Origin of the sequence: Pseudonocardia kujensis (genome assembly GCF_021283305.1) — a bacterium.
Taxonomy (GTDB): domain Bacteria; phylum Actinomycetota; class Actinomycetes; order Mycobacteriales; family Pseudonocardiaceae; genus Pseudonocardia; species Pseudonocardia kujensis.
Window position 1 is genome coordinate 22698 of sequence record NZ_JAJSOK010000019.1, and the last position, 15723, is coordinate 38420.

Consider the following 15723-nt stretch of genomic DNA (forward strand, 5'->3'; position numbering starts at 1 on the left):
CAGGAGTTCTTCCCGATGCCTCCGGTCTACGCCTTGACTGGCCGACCGGTCAACTTCGCGCCGACGTGATCCACGCCTCGCCGGCCGGGCACCGTCCCGACCGGCGACGGCGCAGGTCAGCGGCGGCTTCGGGTGGCCGCCTCGGCGAGGACCGGCAGGTAGGCGTCGAGCACCCAGGGGATCGAGAGCACCGACGGCGACGAGCTGGCCGCCACCCGGTCGGCCCCGATGATCGGGGCGTAGCCGCCGGCCTTCACCGCGGGCATCTCCCGCACGGCCGGCTCGGCCCGGAACGCCGCGTCGAGGTCCGGGGTGCCGAAGAAGCCGACGAGCAGATCGGACTGCAGCCGCGGGACCAGCTCGGCGCTGACGGTGTAGTAGACGGCGTCGCCGCTCGGGGCGTTCTGCTCGACGAAGGGCGCCGACGTCATGCCGAGGTCCTCCAGCAGCCGCACGCGCACGTCGCTGGGCCGGAAGATGCCGAGCTGCCCGCTGTCCATCCCGCCCGTGTAGGCGAACGTCGCGCCCTCGAGCTGGGGGTACTCGGACGCCGCCGCGGCCAGCCGCGACTGCGTGGCCACGACGAGCTCCTCGGCCAGGGTGCTGCGCCCGAGCGCCCGGCCGGCGATGCGGGTCTGCTCCTGCCAGCTCGTGGAGTACGGCGCGTCCGGGTAGGCGACGACCGGCGCGATCCGGGCGAGCGTGTCGTACTCGTCCTGGGTGAGGCCGGAGTAGGTGGCGAGGATCAGGTCGGGCTGCGCGGCGGCGATCGCCTCGAAGGCGATCGGCTCCGGCGAACGCCCGACGACCTGCGGCATCGGCTTGCCGGCCAGCGCCTCGCGGACCCACGGGAGCACGCCCTCGGCGTCGCCGCCGTAGTCGAAGAACGGCATCGCGACGGGCACGACCCCCAGCGCGATCGCCACGTCCTGGTTGGCGGCGCTCACCGTCGCGACCCGGGTGGGCTCGGCCTCGATCGCCGTCGTCCCGAGCTGGTGCGTGATCGTGACGGGGAAGCCGTCGCCGCCGCCTCCTCCCGAGGTCGGTGCGCCGCCGGAGGCGCAGCCGGCGAGGGTCAGCGCGGCGAGGCCCGACGCGGACAGGACGAAGGAACGGCGGGACAGGCTGGGCACGGGCGAGCTCCCGGGTCGAGGGACAGAACATCGGTGAGCCTAACCTCAGCCCGGGACGAATCGGACGCACCGCTGCACGGGCCATACTGGCCCGGTGATCGGGCGCGGCAGGCGGGAACGGAAGGCCAGGGAGACCTCGGAGAGGGCGGTGACCGCGGCGCTCGACCTCCTGGAGGGGCGCGCGCTGCACGCCGACCGGGTCGACTGGGCCGCCGCGCGGGCGGACGTCCTCGGCGCGCTCGACGATCCGGAACAGCTCGAACTCAAGCTGTTCCACCTGGTCAGGCAGGCGGGCGGCCCGCACGGCGGCGTGCGCCGCGCCCGGCCGGCGACCGGGGCCCCGGACCTGCCGCGGGTCGAGGAGCAGGGCGAGGCCGTCGTCGTCACCCTGCCCGCCTGCGCCGAGCACACCGCGCGGGCGTACGCCGACGCCGCCCGGGCCGCCCTCGACGGGCGCAACGCCGACCGGTGGATCGTGGACGTGCGCGGCACCGGCGGCGGGTCGCCCTGGCCGCTGCTCGCCGCGGTCGCGCCGCTGCTCGGGGAGGGCGAGGTGGGCGCGTTCGTGGACCGCGAGGGCGGGCGCACCCCGTGGACCGTGCGCGACGGCGTGGTCTCGTCGGGCGCGTCCCCGCAGCTCCAGGGCCCGTCCGGCCGGCTCGCCGGGCCGGTCTCGGTGCTCACGGACGGGAACACGGCGGACGCGGGCGAGGCGGTGGCGGTCGCCTTCCGGGGCCGTCCCGACGCCCGTTCCTACGGCGCCCCGACCCTCGGTTTCAGCACCGGCGTCGAGTCCGCGCCGCTGCCGGGCGGGCTGGTGCTCACGGTCGCGACCAGCCGCTTCGCCGACCGCACCGGGCGGGTCTACGGCGGTCCCGTCGCCCCCGACGTCCCCAGCGACGACCCGCTCAGCATGGCGTTGTGGGACCTGTGACCTAGAGGCCGTGTCTCCCAACCCGCCACCACCGCTCCCGGCGCCCACGCCGTCCCCGCCGGCGTTGCCGGGCCACCCGAATACGCCCGGTATGAGGGCGGCCCGGCTGCCTTGCCGGGAACGAGGTGGATCACCGGGCCCGGCGGCGCCGGATCGAGAGACACGGCCTAGACCGGCAGGAGGGCCTCGACGACGTCGGCAAGCTGGCCCGCGGTGCGGCACTCGTGCATGGGCAGGACGTCGGCGTAGCGGTGGGCCGCCGAGTCGCCGGTCCCCCACTGCCGCCGCGGCTCCGGGTTGAGCCAGTGCGCGTGCCGGGCCTGCCCGACGAGCCGGCGCACCACGGCGAGGTTGGGATCGCGGTAGTTGGTGCGGGCGTCGCCGAGGATCAGCAGCGACGTCTTCGACGTGATCGCCTCGCCCCAGAACTCGGCGAAGCTGCCGAGCGCGTGCCCGTAGTCGGAGTGCCCGTCGAACGCGGTGAGATCCGCCTCGCGCAGCACCCGCTGCATCACCCCGGAGAGCTCCGCGCCGGGCTCGAACAGGTGCGTGACCTCGTCCGTCTTCTCCACGAACGCGAACACCCGCACCTTGGAGAACTGCTCCCGCAGCGCCTGCACGAGCAGCAGCGTGAAGTGCGAGAACCCGGCGACCGAGCCGGAGACGTCGCAGAGGATCACCAGCTCCGGACGGCCGGGCCGGCGCGTGCGGTAGGCGGGTTTCATCGGCACACCGCCGGTGGACATGGACCGCCGCAGGGTGCGCCGCATGTCCAGCTGTCCGCGCCTGGCGTGCTTGCGGCGCACCGCGAGCCGGCTGGCCAGCCGCCGGGCCAGCGGGTGCACGGTACGGCGGAGCTGCGCGAGCTGCTCGGCGTAGGCGGAGAGGAACTCGACCTGCTCGGCCTGTTTGGGCACCGCGGTCTTCGCCACCTGCTCGCGGCCGCGCTGCTCGGCGGTCCGGCGCCGCACCTCGTCCTGCACCATCTTGCGGAACCGGGCGATGCGGTCGCGGATCTCGCGGCGGCGGACCTCGTCGGTGAAGTCGTCCGTCGGGTCGCCGTCCTGGCGCATCGCGTCGAGGATCCGGGCGAGCAGCGTCTCCGGCGACATCAGCCGCAGGGCCTGGTAGGCCGACCAGCCGGGTTGCCCGTTGACGCCCTGCACCCCGGTGCCGGTCGCGCCCGCGGTGCCGAGCGCGTCGACGGCGGCGCGGGCCAGCTCGCGCAGCCCCTCCTCGTCGCCGGCGAGGAGCAGGTCGGCCAGGAGGTCGCGCAACGCGTCGACGTCGACGGGGCCCTCGGAGCCGTCGTCGGTCGCCGCGCGCGGGACCTCGATCTCCTGCGCCCCGACGCCGAGGGCGGGCGGGAAGTAGAGGTCGAAGAGGGTGTCGAAGACCTCGCGCTGCCCGGAACGGCGCAGCAGCGCGGCCGCGAGCCCCTCGCGCAGCTCGCGCCGGCGCAGCAGGTCGAGCGCGCCGACGACCTCCGCCGCGTCGACCGTCTCGCCCGGCCCGACCGCCACGCCGTGCCGGCGCAGCGCGCCCACGAAGTCGACGAGGTGACCGGGCAGCCCGTGCTCGGGGATCGTGACGGCCATCGGGGCCTCCTCGGATCGGCGGCTCAGTTCAGCCGCAGCTCGGCACTCGCCTTGACCTGGTCGGACTGGTGCTTGAGGACGACGCCGAGGGTCTGCCGGACGGCGTCGTCGTCGAGGGTGTCGAGGCCCAGGGCCAGCAGGGTGCGGCCCCAGTCGATGGTCTCGGCGACCGACGGGACCTTGCGCAGCTCCATGGCCCGCAGCACGCGCACGGTGCGGACCAGCGCGTCGGCCAGCGCCTGCGGCAGCTCCGGCACGCGGGTCAGCACGATCTTGCGCTCGAGGTCCGGGTCGGGGAAGTCGAGGTGCAGGAACAGGCAGCGGCGCTTGAGCGCCTCGGACAGCTCGCGGGTCGAGTTGGAGGTGAGCAGCGCGAACGGTTTGCGGGTCGCGGTGACCGTGCCCATCTCGGGGATCGAGACCTGGTAGTCCGACAGGACCTCCAGCAACAGGCCCTCGACCTCGACGTCGGCCTTGTCCATCTCGTCGATGAGCAGGACCGTCGGGTCGTCGCGGCGGATCGCGGTGAGCAGCGGGCGCGGGAGCAGGAACTCCTCGGAGAACACGTCGTCCCGGGTGGCGTCCCAGCTCTCGTGCCCCTGCCCGGCGGTGATCCGCAGCAGCTGCTTGGCGTGGTTCCACTCGTACAGCGCGCGAGCCTCGTCGATGCCCTCGTAGCACTGCAGGCGCACCAGCCCGGAGCCCGTCGCGGCGGCGACGGCCTTCGCGAGCTCGGTCTTGCCGACGCCGGCGGGGCCCTCCACGAGGAGCGGCTTGCCGAGCCTGTCGGCGAGGTACACGGTCGTCGCGACGGCGGTCGACGCGAGGTAGCCGACGCCCTCGAGGCGCTCGGCGACCTCGTCGACCGAACCGAACAGCGGTGACTGGGTGGCCTTCACCCGGATCATCCTGCCTTGCGGGGGTGGGTCAGGCCCAGCCGTGTTGCCGATCGGACGTTCAGTCGGAGCTGTTCGGTGCGTCACATCGCGGCCGCCGGTCCAGCAGCCGCAGGGCGGTGGCGATCGAGTTCTGCTAGCGGAGCAGTGCCCGCAAGACCCGCGCGTTGCGTGCGGGGTCAGGCGCTCCGCCCGTGATTGCGGGGGTGTGCACGAACGACTCGACGAGCCTCACGGTGGCGTAGGCCAGCTCGTCAGCGGTCAGGTCCACCGTCACGCGTCCGGCAGCGAAGTCGTCCTGCAGGTACTCGGCGGCTCGTTCGATCATGCGCCGCTGAAACTCACTCGCGTCCTGTGTGAGCAGCCTCGCCATCAGTACGGCCTCGTCGGCCTGCATCCGCTTGATGCCGGGGTGCGCGATGACGTCTGCTGCCCAGCGGCTGAACACCTCGGCAGTGTGGCTGCGTGTCAGGTCACTGGCCTGCACCTCCTGCCACAGCTTGGTGAGGGCTCGGTCAGCGCTCACCCAGAGCACCTCGACCAGGAGCTGCTCGCGGGTCCCGACCCAGCGGTGCAGGGTCACCCGGCTGACGCCGAGCTCGGCGGCCAGCGCCTGGATGTCGAGCCGCCTGCCCTCGTTGAAGCACTTCCTGGCCAACTCGAGCGCGTCGAGCGCGGTGGCCCGCGCCGGGCGTGGCCCGTCGGCAAGCTGCCGTTGCAGCGGGGTCCGTGCAGCCACGATTACTCCGTTCGTCGCAGTTCGGGGACCGTTCATCGCGCCGTCGTCACCGGCCGCGCCCCGGCCACGTTGATCGAGTTACAGCAGGGGCCCTGAGATCCGTGCTGCAACACATCGAAGTGTATGTAACGGAGAGTCGCATGATGAAGTTGAAATCGCGCCACGGGGTGTCGGTGCTCGCGGCGGTCGCCGCGGCCGCGCTCGCGCTGGCCGGGCAGGCGTTCGCGGCACCCGCGGCGCCGCTACCTCCGCTCACGCCGTCCCCCTTCCCCGTGGTCGCCCCCTCGTCGTTGCCGCTGCCACCACCCACCATCCCGGACGACGCCTTCGCCCCGGTCGACCGGCCCGGCCCCGCGCTCGACGTCCCGGAGCCCGACCTCGACGCCGCGCTGCACTGCACGGCCAACGCCGCGCACGCCGACACCGAGGTCGTGCTCTTCGTACCCGGCACCACCCTCACACCGACCGATGACTTCAGCTGGAACTGGTTCCGAGCCCTCGATCAGCTCGGGCGACCCTACTGCTCGGTGACGCTGCCGAATCAGGCGATGACCGACGCGCAGGTCTCGGCCGAGTACGTCGTGCACGCCATCCGCACCGTGCACGCGCTCAGCGACCGGAAGGTCGACGTCGTCGGCCACAGCCAGGGCGGCACGGAGCCCCGCTTCGCCCTACGGTTCTGGCCCGACCTGCGCCCGATGGTCGACGACTACGTCGCCCTCGGAGCCACCAACCACGGCAGCGTCGCGATCAGCGGAGCGCTCTGTACGCCGGCGACCGGGTGCTCGGAGTCGCTGTGGCAGCAGACGCTGAACTCCAAATACACCCAAGCGATGAACTCACGACAGGAGACCTTCGCCGGGATCTCCTACACACAGATCTACACCCGCACCGACGAGTTCGTGCAGCCCAACCTCGACAACACCGGCACCACCTCGCTGCACACCGGCGACGGAGCCATCACCAACGTCGCACTCCAGGACATCTGCCCCACCGACCTCGCCGCCGAGCACCTGGCACTCGGCACCTACGACCCGGTCGCCTACGCCCTCGCCATGGATGCGTTCGACCACGACGGGCCGGCCGAGCCTGCCCGCATCGACCGTGCTGTCTGCGGCCAGGTGTTCATGCCCGGCGTCGACCCGGTTGCGTTCCCCGGCAACTACGCCGCTCTGACCGGGACCATCGCCCGGCAGCTCGCGCTCTTCCCCAAGGTCCCCGCCGAGCCGCAGCTCGAGCCCTACACACTGACGGGCTGACGTTCGGGACAGGGCACGGTCGCCCGACACGGCGACCGTGCCCTGCTGGTCGTGCAGCCACCTCGACCCCACGGCATCCGGCAGCGTTCGAAAATCTGCGCGGTCGCCGGGCGCTACCTGAACCGGCCGACCGGTCGGGCCCGACGACGGTCGGGACGGGTCTCGCGGTTCCGCGCGCCCGATCCGCGGGGCCCGTCCGGTTCTGTCGGGGGCTGCCGCCACCATGGGGTGGTGACCACGACGGAACAGGACCTGCGCTCCCGCGCCGAGGAGCTGCTGCAGACCCTCGCGGGTGAGGGCGCCCGGCTGCGCGAGGACCAGTGGACGGCCATCCACGCCCTCGTCGCCGAGCGCCGGCGCGCGCTGGTCGTGCAGCGCACCGGGTGGGGCAAGTCCGCGGTGTACTTCCTGGCCACGGCGCTGCTGCGGGAGCAGGGCGCGGGGCCCACGGTGATCGTGTCGCCGCTGCTCGCGCTCATGCGCAACCAGATCGACGCGGCCACCCGGGCCGGGATCGTGGCCGTCACGGTCAACTCCGCCAACCTCGACGAGTGGGAGCAGACCTACGCCGAGATCGCCGCCGGCGAGGTCGACGTGCTGCTCGTCAGTCCCGAGCGGCTGAACAACCCGGACTTCCGGGACCGCGTGCTGCCCGAGCTGACCCGGACCGCGGGCATGCTGGTGGTCGACGAGGCGCACTGCGTGTCCGACTGGGGACACGACTTCCGGCCGGACTACCGGCGGCTGCGCGCGCTCATCGCCGAGCTGCCGCCCGGCATCCCGGTGCTGGCCACCACCGCCACGGCGAACGACCGGGTGGTCACGGACGTGACCGAGCAGCTGGGGTTGCAGTCCGGCCGGCCGCTGGTGCTGCGCGGCTCGCTCGACCGGGCGTCGTTGCGGCTCTCGGTGGTGGACATCACGAGCCCGGCGGACCGGCTGGCCTGGCTCGCCTCGCGGCTCGACGAGCTGCCCGGCGCCGGGATCGTCTACACGCTCACGGTGCAGGCGGCCGAGGAGGTCGCGGAGTTCCTGCGCTCGCGGGGCCACGCGGTGCGCGCGTACACGGGGAAGACGGACGCCGAGGAGCGGCTCGACGCCGAGGGCGACCTGCTGGCGAACCGCGTGAAGGCGCTGGTCGCCACGTCGGCCCTCGGGATGGGCTTCGACAAGCCGGACCTCGGGTTCGTCGTGCACCTCGGGGCGCCGTCGTCGCCGGTGGCGTACTACCAGCAGATCGGCCGAGCCGGGCGCGCCCTGGACCGGGCCGAGGTGGTCCTCCTGCCCGGGTAGGAGGACCGGGAGATCTGGGCGTACTTCGCCTCGCTGGCCTTCCCGCCGGAGCCGCTGGTGCGGCAGACCCTGGCCGCGCTCTCCGACCAGCCGCTCTCCACCGCCGTGCTGGAGACCCGCGTCGACCTGTCCCGCACCCGGCTGGAGATGCTGCTCAAGGTCCTCGACTCGGACGGGGCGGCCAAGCGGGTCAAGGGCGGGTGGATCGGCACCGGGGCGGAGTGGGTCTACGACCGGGAGCGGCACCAGCGGATCGCGGCCGCCCGCAAGGCCGAGCAGCAGGCGATGCTCGACTACCTCGGCACGCGCGAGTGCCGCCTGGTCTTCCTGCGCCGCCAGCTCGACGACCCGGATCCCACGCCGTGCGGCCGGTGCGACGTGTGCACCGGCACCGTCTGGTCGCCCGAGGTGTCCGCCGAGGTGGCCGCGGCCGCGGCCGAGCGGCTCCAGAAGCCGGGTGTGGAGATCGCGCCGCGCAAGATGTGGCCGAGCGGCATGAAGGAGCTCGGGATCCCGGTGTCGGGCCGGCTCAAGGCCGACGAGCTCGCCGAGCCCGGACGGGCCGTCGGGCGGCTGTCGGACATCGGCTGGGGCACGCGGCTGCGCGAGCTGCTCGCCGGACCGGACCAACCCGTCCCGTCCGACCTGCTCGACGCCGTGGTGCGCGTGCTCGCCGGGTGGGACTGGGCGCAGCGGCCGGTCGGCGTCGTCGGGCTCGGGTCGCGCACCCGGCCGCACCAGCTCGACCACCTGGCCCGGCGGATCGCCGAGATCGGGCGGCTGCCGCTCCTCGGCACCCTGCCGCCGGCCGGCGAGCGCCCGGGCACGCACGAGAACTCGGCACAGCGGCTCGCCGCGGTGTGGGAGGGGTTCGACACCGCCGCGCTGCCCGACCTCGCCGGCCTCGACGGCCCGGTGCTGCTGGTCGACGACCTGGTCGACTCGGGCTGGACGATGACCGTCGCCGCCCGCGCGGTCCGCCGCGCCGGCGCCCCCGCGGTCCTCCCGCTCGCCCTGGCCCTGGCGGGCTGACCCGCTCGGCACGTGGTGGGGCGCGGCCGATCGCGGCTTGCTGACTCGGCGGCGCGGTGCAGGTCGCTGTGCATCATGATCGCTGGTCGGGGGGCAAGAGAGTCGTTATCCGACCGCCCCGCTCCTCGACCGGCGATCTTGTCGCAACGAGCGGCCCTGTCGGTGGCCTGATCGTGAGTCGCGCATCCGATCGTGAGTCGCGCAGCGGAAGTGGCGTCTCCCGCGGCCCCACGGACTCGGCCGACTCCGCGGCTCGTCCGCAGCGGCCCCCGAGATCATGATCGTCATTCGGGGCGTCGGAGGGTCGAATTCCGACCATCGAGCTCCAGACCCGGTGATCTTGTCCGCAGGCCGGTGGGCTCTCGAGACCGTTGAGCAGCATGGTCGCTGGTCGTGGAGCGAGAGAGTCGGAATCCGACCGTCGCGCTCCAAGACCAGTGATCTTGTCGGGCCTCCAGCGTACGGAGGGCGCGGATTGTGCTGTCCGGCCGCTGCACCGCCGACGTCCCCGCGCCGGATGGAGAGGCGATGGGTCACGGGCCGGTACCCGGCCGGGTGGCGGGAACGACGCCTAGCGCACCGCCCGTAGCCGTCCGCTCACGGGGCCCGTCAGGGTGAATCACACGCGTGTAATACCTTCCGGTCTCGCCCGCACCGACTCCCCGTGAGAGAGGACGAGCCCCCGTGACGCAGAACCTCGAGACCATCCTCACCGACCCCGCGCGCCGGCCCGCCGTCGTCGCCGACCTGAACGAGCTCGTCGGTCAGGAGGTGAAGGACAAGGGCGGCATGTCCGGCGCCGCCATCAAGCTCGGCTACCAGACCGTGTCGAAGGTCCGGCCCGGTGTCGTGCCCTCGGCCGTCGACCGCATGCTGCCGCAGTTCGCCGGCGCCCTGCAGCCCTTCTACGCCGACTACCAGGCCGGTGCCGCGGGCAGCGACTTCGGCGCCTACCTGGCCGGCCGCCCCGAGGCCGCCGACGCGCTCCTCGGCGTCACCGACCGGCGTGCCGAGAGCTCCAGCTCGGACGCGCTGAAGAAGGCCTATGCCAAGCTGCGCCCGAACGCCCGCAAGAACGTCGAGGAGGCCCTCCCCCGCCTCGGCACCCTCATCGGCAAGCACGCCGCCTCCGCCGGCGCCTGAGCCGCACCCGCGCGCCTGCCGCGCGGCAGGCCGGCGAGGCCTGGGGCGCCGATGACGTCGCCCCGGCCCGTCCGGCCGCTCCCCCCGGTTCCCGGCCGGTCAGCGCAGGGCTCAGCCCAGCGGCTCGGTCCACCCCCCGCTGTCCCCCCGGCAGGTCCGCACCGCGCCCCAGCACCGCGCCCCAGCGCCCCAGCACCGCGCCCCGGCACCGCGCCTCAGCGCCCCGGCGGGGTCTCGCCGAGCAGGTCCGCGACCAGCCGCTCGGACAGGCCCTCGGCCTCCCCGCGCCAGCCCTGGTCGGCGTAGTCGAGCAGCTCCGCGGCGATCAGCCGGCCCACCGGGCCGGGGTACCGGTCCAGCGCGACGCTCACCGCGCGCCGGATCCGCAGGACGTCCTCGATCGGGATCGGCACGGCTCGCGGCGGCCGCGCCGACCACGGCAGCCGGGTCCCCACTGACCGGGTCGTCCACCGGCCCGCAGGCGGCTCCAGGAGCACGCCTCGCCGCCGGTCCCGCCCGCTCTCCCCGCCGTTCACCCCGTTCGGTTCGCCCCGCCCCCGACCGTCGTTACCCGGCCGGGGGTCCCTGGGCTCGGGACGTGCCTCATGATCTCGTGCTGAAGGGCATGAACGCCGCACACCGCCTGCTGCTCAAGGCGACCCGGGGGCCGCGTCGGCCGCGACGCCGCGGGACGCCCGTCCTCGAGCTGACCACCGTCGGCCGGCGCAACGGCGAGCCCCGTCCGGTCCTGCTCACCGCGCCGCTGGTGGAGGGCGACACGCTCGTGGTGGCGGCTCCGCGCGGCGGCGACGGCCGCCACCCGGCCTGGTTGTTCAACCTGTGCGACCGCCCCGAGGTGCAGCTCTCGGTGCGCGGCGGCCCGCGCGAGCCGCGCCGGGCCGAGAACGTGGGCCCGACGAGCGGCCGGTGCTGTGGGAGCGGATCACCTCGCGCCACCGCGACGACGCGGGCTACCAGCGCCGGACCGAGCGGGAGGTCCCGCTGGTCAGGCTGGTGCCGGTGTCACCACCAGCCGGCTGAGCTCCTTCTCGACGACCGCGCCCTCGCCGGGCAGCGCCGCCCCGGCGGGCACGGCGAGGATCCGCAGGTCCGCCGCGTGCGGACGGCCGGCCGCGTGCCAGGCCTCGACCCCCGCCCGCAGCAGCTGCACGGCCGTCTCGCCCTCGGGCCCGAAGGCGCGCACCCCCGCGGGCTCGGTCACCAGCGCGGCGAGCCCGCCCGGCACCGCGACCGCCACCGTCGCGCGGCCCTGTCCGGTCGGGACCAGCCAGTGCCCGGGCGGGTCCTCGGCGTCGCCGGTCAGCAGCCGCAGGGCGCCGGGGACGGCCAGCATGATCCACAGCCCCAGCCCGTCCCAGACGTCCGCGCGATCCAGGCTCCCGGTCGAGCGGTGCAGCTTCCGCGGCTCGTCGAGCAGCGCGGCAACCGCCTCGAGATCGGGCCGGGTGCCCTCCTGCACCTGGGCGGCCCACCCGGGGCCCACCCGCTCGGTCGCCTCCGGCCCCGCTCCCGCCCCGCGCAGCCGGATGAACGCGCAGCTGCGCACCGAACGGCTCTCCAGCACCCCGTCGGGCCGCAGGTCGAACGCCACCGACAGCTGGCTGCCCCGGACGGTGAGCGGGAGCAGCAGCCGCCCGCCCGGCGCGAGCTGGGCCACCCACTCGGGCCGGAGGTCCCAGCTGCCGACGGTGAGCACGACACGGTCGTAGGGGGCGGCCTCGGGCACCCCGAGCGCGCCGTCGCCGACCCGCAGGTCGACGCCGGTGACCCCCGCCTGCGCGAGGTGCCGCGTGGCGTCCTCGACCAGCTCTGCATCGATGTCCACCGACACGACCCGGCCGGACGGCCCGACGAGCCGGGTGAGGAGCGCGGCGTTGTACCCGGTGCCGGCGCCGATCTCCAGGACGCGGTGCCCCGGGGCCGGCGCGAGCTGCTCGAGCATGATCGCCATCATCGAGGGCTGCGACGCCGAGCTGGTCGCGATTCCGTCGACGACCTGGGTCGGCACCGCCTCGTCGGCGTAGGCGTCGTCGATCGGGACGTCGGGCAGGAACAGGTGCCGCGGCACGGCCAGGAAGGCCTCGACCACGGCCGGGGTGAGCGCGCAGCCGTGCGCGCGGAGGCCGCGCACCAGCCGCGCACGGGCCTGGTCCGGGTCGGTCATCCGCCGAGTCTGCCCCCGTCCGGCCGTCCACCGCATCCGTGGTCCGACGCCCGGGACCCGCTCAGAGGAGCACGAGGTCGTCGGCGTGGACGATCTCCCGCCGGTAGTGGCGGGGCAGGTCCGACGAGCGCCGCCCGATGATGCCCGGCAGCTCCGCGGCGTCGTAGTTGACCACGCCCCGGGCAACGACCGCGCCGTACGGCCCGACCAGGTCGACGACGTCGCCGGAGACGAAGTCGCCGTCGAGGCCGTGCACGCCCGGCGCCAGCAGCGACCGCCGCCGCTCGACCACCGCGCTCACGGCGCCCGCGTCGAGGTCGAGGCGCCCGCGGACGTCGGCGGCGTGCTTCATCCAGAACAGCCGCGCGGACATCCGCCGCCCGGACGCCCGGAACGCGGTGCCGACCTTCGGCCCCTCCGTGTCGAGGGCGTCGGCCACCTCGTCGGCCGCGGCGAGCAGCACCGGGATCCCCGAGGCCGACGCCATCGCCGCCGCCGTGATCTTCGTGGCCATCCCGCCGGTGCCGAGGCTGCCCTGACCGGGCTTCGCCACCGCGACAGCATCGAGGTCGGCGGGCGAGTCGACCTCGGCGAGCAGGGTGGCGCCGGCGCGGCGGGGATCGCCGTCGTAGAGCCCGTCGACGTCGCTGAGCAGGACCAGCCCGTCCGCCCCGACGATGTGCGCGACGAGGGCGGCGAGCCGGTCGTTGTCGCCGACGCGGATCTCGTCCGTGGCCACGGTGTCGTTCTCGTTGACGACAGGGATGACGTCGAGCCCCAGCAGCCGTTCGAGGGTGCGCTGGGCGTTGCGGTAGTGCGAGCGGCGGATCATGTCGTCCGCGGTGAGCAGGACCTGCCCGATCCGCTGGTCGTGGCGCAGGAACGAGGCCGAGTACGCGTGCGCGAGCAGCAGCTGCCCCACGCTCGCCGCGGCCTGCTGGGTGGCCAGGTCCCGGGGCCGGCGGGCCAGCCCGAGCGGCGCCAGGCCGGCCGCGATCGCACCGGAGCTGACCAGGACGACCTGCGATCCGGCGGCGCGCCGGGCCGCGAGCGCGTCGACCAGCCGGTGCAGGCGGGCGGGGTCGAGCCCACCGGCCAGGCTGGTCAACGACGACGACCCCACCTTGACGACGACCCGGCGGGCGTCGCCGAGCAGCCTGCGGGTGTCGGTCACCGGCAGACCATCCCGCGAGTCGGCACTGCCGGGCGACCGAGTTGCGCCGCTCCGCTCACCGGGCCCCGTCCTGGTCGTCGGAGTCCGCCCAGACCTCCAGCTCGTCCTCGCCGAGCTCGAAGAGCTCCTCGTCGTCCTCGTCGCCGGCGTCGTTGGTCCAGCGGGCCTCGTGGGCGTAGCTCGCGCCCTCGGCCAGCTCGGCGTCCGTGAGGTGCCTGCGGCGGGCGAGCTTCGCGAGCTTGCGCTCCGCGGCGCTGACCCGCACCGATCCGCCCTCCACGCGGGCGTCCGTGCCGCGGCCGGACATGACCCGCGCGATCCCGGCGGGGGTGCTGGGCTGCCAGTCGAACGTGACGTCCCCGATCGTGACCGGGCAACCCGGCACGGCGCCGGCCTCGGCGAGCGCGTCCTCCACGCCGAGCCGGGCGAGCCGGTCGCCCAGGTAGCCGACGGCCTCGTCGTTGTCGAAGTTCGTCTGCCGGATCCAGCGCTCGGGCCGCGGGCCGCGCACCAGGAAGCCGCCCTCGAGCTGCGGGTCCGGTTCCACGGTGAACCCGGCGTCGTCGACGGCCTGCGGGCGCAGCACGATCCGCGTCGGTTCGACCACGGGCTGCGCGGCCCGGTAGGCCGCGACCTGCTCGCCCATCGCGAAGGCCAGCTCGCGCAGGCCCTTCCGGCTGGCGGTGGAGATCGGGAAGATCGGCCAACCGAAGCGTTCCTGCAGGTCGGCGGTCACGATCTCGACCATGTCGGCGGCGTCGGGCACGTCGATCTTGTTGAGCGCGACGAGCCGGGGCCGGTCGGCGAGGTCGCCGCCCAGCGCCGGGGTGTAGCGGGCGAGCTCGTCCTCGAGGGCCTGGACGTCGGCCACGGGGTCGCGGCCCGGTTCGAAGGTGGCGCAGTCGACGACGTGCACCAGCACGGAGCAGCGCTCGATGTGGCGCAGGAAGTCCAGGCCGAGCCCGCGCCCCTCGGAGGCGCCGGGGATGAGGCCCGGGACGTCGGCGACGGTGAACACGGTGCCGTCGGCGGAGTCACCGGCGGTGACCACGCCGAGCTGCGGGACGAGCGTGGTGAACGGGTAGTCCGCGATCTTCGGCCGGGCCGCGGACAGGGCCGCGACCAGCGAGGACTTGCCGGCGGACGGGAAACCGACCAGGCCGACGTCGGCCATGGAACGGAGCTCGAGGGTGAGGTCGCGGGCCTCGCCCGGCTCGCCGAGCAGCGCGAACCCCGGGGCCCGGCGCGCCTGCGAGGCCAGTGCGGCGTTGCCCAGCCCGCCCCGGCCGCCCTCGGCGGCGACGAACCGGGTGCCCGGCCCGACCAGGTCCGCGACGATCTCGCCGCGCTGGTCGAACACCACGGTGCCGTCCGGGACGCGCAGCTCCAGGTCCTCGGCGTTGGCGCCGGCCCGGAACCCGCCCTGCCCCTGCTTGCCGTTCTTCGCGGCGGCGTGCGGGCGGTGGTGGAAGTCGAGCAGGGTGTGCACGCCCGGGTCGACGACGAGCACCACCGAGCCGCCGCGGCCGCCGTTGCCCCCGTCCGGACCGCCGAGCGGCTTGAACTTCTCGCGGTGGATCGACGCGCAGCCGTTGCCGCCCGCCCCCGCGGTGGCGTGCACGACGACCCGGTCGACGAACCGCGACATGTCTGACTACTCCTCTCCGTCCCGGCGGCGGAGCCGCCCAGACGACACGAGCGGCGGACCCCAGCCCGGGGCCCGCCGCTCGCGAACTGCCTGTGGTGGTCGGGCCTCAGGCCTCGACCGGCACCACGTTGACGACCTTGCGGCCGCGCTTGTGGCCGAACTGGACGGCACCCTCGACGAGCGCGAAGAGCGTGTCGTCGCCACCGCGGCCGACACCGTCGCCCGGGTGGAACTTGGTGCCACGCTGGCGGATCAGGATCTCGCCGGCGTTGACGGTCTGACCGCCGAACCGCTTGACGCCCAGCCGCTGAGCGTTCGAGTCGCGCCCGTTGCGGGAGCTGGACGCACCCTTCTTGTGAGCCATGGCGCAGGTCTCCTTACGCGCTGATGCCGGTGACCTGGACCTTGGTCAGCGGCTGACGGTGGCCCTGACGCTTGTGGTACCCGGTCTTGTTCTTGAACTTGTGGATCCGGATCTTCGGGCCCTTGGTGTGCTCGACGACCGTTGCGGTCACCGAGGCCTTGGCCAGTGCATCCGTATCCGTGGTCAGCTTGTCGCCGTCCACGAGCAGCACGGCGGGCAGGCTGATCTCGGCGCCGGGCTCGCCGTCGATCTTCTCGACGGTCAGCACGTCGTCGACGGCCACCTTGTACTGCTTACCGCCGGTCTTGACGATCGCGTACATCGT

General features: G+C 74.2%; 13 protein-coding genes and 2 pseudogenes. 5 read left to right on the plus strand and 10 right to left on the minus strand.

The window, feature by feature from the left end:
* Nucleotides 1–116: 116 nt before the first annotated feature.
* Nucleotides 117–1133: an iron-siderophore ABC transporter substrate-binding protein gene (locus tag LWC35_RS15535; RefSeq protein WP_232870837.1), complete on the minus strand. Its 1017-nt coding sequence runs from the start codon at nt 1131–1133 to the stop codon at nt 117–119.
* A 148-nt stretch (nt 1134–1281) separates the two neighbouring features.
* Here LWC35_RS15535 and LWC35_RS15540 point away from each other — a divergent pair, with 148 nt between their 5' ends.
* Nucleotides 1282–2067 (plus strand): S41 family peptidase, encoded by a 786-nt coding sequence (locus LWC35_RS15540; protein WP_232870838.1) that lies wholly within the window; start codon nt 1282–1284, stop codon nt 2065–2067.
* A gap of 167 nt (nt 2068–2234) precedes the next feature.
* On the opposite strand, the gene LWC35_RS15545 is transcribed toward LWC35_RS15540, so the two are convergent.
* From LWC35_RS15545 to LWC35_RS15555, 3 genes are all read right to left on the minus strand, one after another.
* Nucleotides 2235–3665 carry a vWA domain-containing protein gene (locus LWC35_RS15545; protein ID WP_232870839.1) on the minus strand — a complete coding sequence of 477 codons (1431 nt, stop codon included), beginning with the start codon at nt 3663–3665 and terminating at the stop codon, nt 2235–2237.
* A gap of 23 nt (nt 3666–3688) precedes the next feature.
* Complete coding sequence (locus LWC35_RS15550) at nt 3689–4564, minus strand: AAA family ATPase (protein ID WP_232870840.1); 876 nt, start codon at nt 4562–4564, stop codon at nt 3689–3691.
* 133 nt (nt 4565–4697) lie between these two features.
* Nucleotides 4698–5300 (minus strand): TetR/AcrR family transcriptional regulator, encoded by a 603-nt coding sequence (locus tag LWC35_RS15555; RefSeq protein WP_232870841.1) that lies wholly within the window; start codon nt 5298–5300, stop codon nt 4698–4700.
* A 140-nt stretch (nt 5301–5440) separates the two neighbouring features.
* Here LWC35_RS15555 and LWC35_RS15560 point away from each other — a divergent pair, with 140 nt between their 5' ends.
* The 3 genes and pseudogenes from LWC35_RS15560 to LWC35_RS15570 all read left to right on the plus strand — a co-directional run bounded on the left by LWC35_RS15560 (nt 5441) and on the right by LWC35_RS15570 (nt 10027).
* Nucleotides 5441–6559: a lipase family alpha/beta hydrolase gene (locus LWC35_RS15560; RefSeq protein WP_232870842.1), complete on the plus strand. Its 1119-nt coding sequence runs from the start codon at nt 5441–5443 to the stop codon at nt 6557–6559.
* A 231-nt stretch (nt 6560–6790) separates the two neighbouring features.
* A pseudogene (locus LWC35_RS15565) lies at nt 6791–8884 on the plus strand (RecQ family ATP-dependent DNA helicase).
* A 684-nt stretch (nt 8885–9568) separates the two neighbouring features.
* Entirely contained in the window at nt 9569–10027 is a 459-nt protein-coding gene (locus tag LWC35_RS15570; RefSeq protein WP_232870843.1) for a DUF6918 family protein, read from the plus strand.
* 215 nt (nt 10028–10242) lie between these two features.
* Here LWC35_RS15570 and LWC35_RS15575 read toward each other — a convergent pair whose 3' ends face one another.
* Nucleotides 10243–10440: a hypothetical protein gene (locus tag LWC35_RS15575; protein ID WP_232870844.1), complete on the minus strand. Its 198-nt coding sequence runs from the start codon at nt 10438–10440 to the stop codon at nt 10243–10245.
* A gap of 212 nt (nt 10441–10652) precedes the next feature.
* On the opposite strand from LWC35_RS15575, the pseudogene LWC35_RS15580 reads away from it, so the two are divergent.
* Nucleotides 10653–10844, plus strand: a pseudogene (locus LWC35_RS15580) (nitroreductase/quinone reductase family protein); the annotation flags it as partial.
* Nucleotides 10845–11033: 189 nt separating this feature from the next.
* Here LWC35_RS15580 and LWC35_RS15585 read toward each other — a convergent pair.
* The 5 genes from LWC35_RS15585 to rplU form a co-directional block, all read right to left on the minus strand.
* A complete protein-coding gene (locus LWC35_RS15585) occupies nt 11034–12212 on the minus strand; it encodes a methyltransferase domain-containing protein (protein ID WP_232870845.1) in 1179 nt (392 codons plus the stop codon).
* A gap of 61 nt (nt 12213–12273) precedes the next feature.
* Entirely contained in the window at nt 12274–13386 is a 1113-nt protein-coding gene (gene proB / locus LWC35_RS15590) for a glutamate 5-kinase (RefSeq protein WP_232870846.1), read from the minus strand.
* A 55-nt stretch (nt 13387–13441) separates the two neighbouring features.
* Nucleotides 13442–15034 carry a GTPase ObgE gene (gene obgE / locus LWC35_RS15595; protein WP_232870847.1) on the minus strand — a complete coding sequence of 531 codons (1593 nt, stop codon included), beginning with the start codon at nt 15032–15034 and terminating at the stop codon, nt 13442–13444.
* Nucleotides 15035–15140: 106 nt separating this feature from the next.
* A complete protein-coding gene (gene rpmA, locus LWC35_RS15600) occupies nt 15141–15398 on the minus strand; it encodes a 50S ribosomal protein L27 (RefSeq protein ID WP_037043345.1) in 258 nt (85 codons plus the stop codon).
* Between the two features lie 13 nt (nt 15399–15411).
* Complete coding sequence (rplU, locus tag LWC35_RS15605) at nt 15412–15720, minus strand: 50S ribosomal protein L21 (RefSeq protein ID WP_232870848.1); 309 nt, start codon at nt 15718–15720, stop codon at nt 15412–15414.
* Nucleotides 15721–15723: the final 3 nt, after the last annotated feature.

Coding starts and splice junctions, on each gene's coding strand:
- LWC35_RS15585 (WP_232870845.1), bottom strand. CDS start 12,212: ATGACCGACCCGGACCAGGCCCGTGCGCGGCTGGTGCGCGGCCTCCGC.
- LWC35_RS15545 (WP_232870839.1), bottom strand. CDS start 3,665: ATGGCCGTCACGATCCCCGAGCACGGGCTGCCCGGTCACCTCGTCGAC.
- LWC35_RS15560 (WP_232870842.1), top strand. CDS start 5,441: ATGATGAAGTTGAAATCGCGCCACGGGGTGTCGGTGCTCGCGGCGGTC.
- rplU (WP_232870848.1), bottom strand. CDS start 15,720: ATGTACGCGATCGTCAAGACCGGCGGTAAGCAGTACAAGGTGGCCGTC.
- obgE (WP_232870847.1), bottom strand. CDS start 15,034: ATGTCGCGGTTCGTCGACCGGGTCGTCGTGCACGCCACCGCGGGGGCG.
- rpmA (WP_037043345.1), bottom strand. CDS start 15,398: ATGGCTCACAAGAAGGGTGCGTCCAGCTCCCGCAACGGGCGCGACTCG.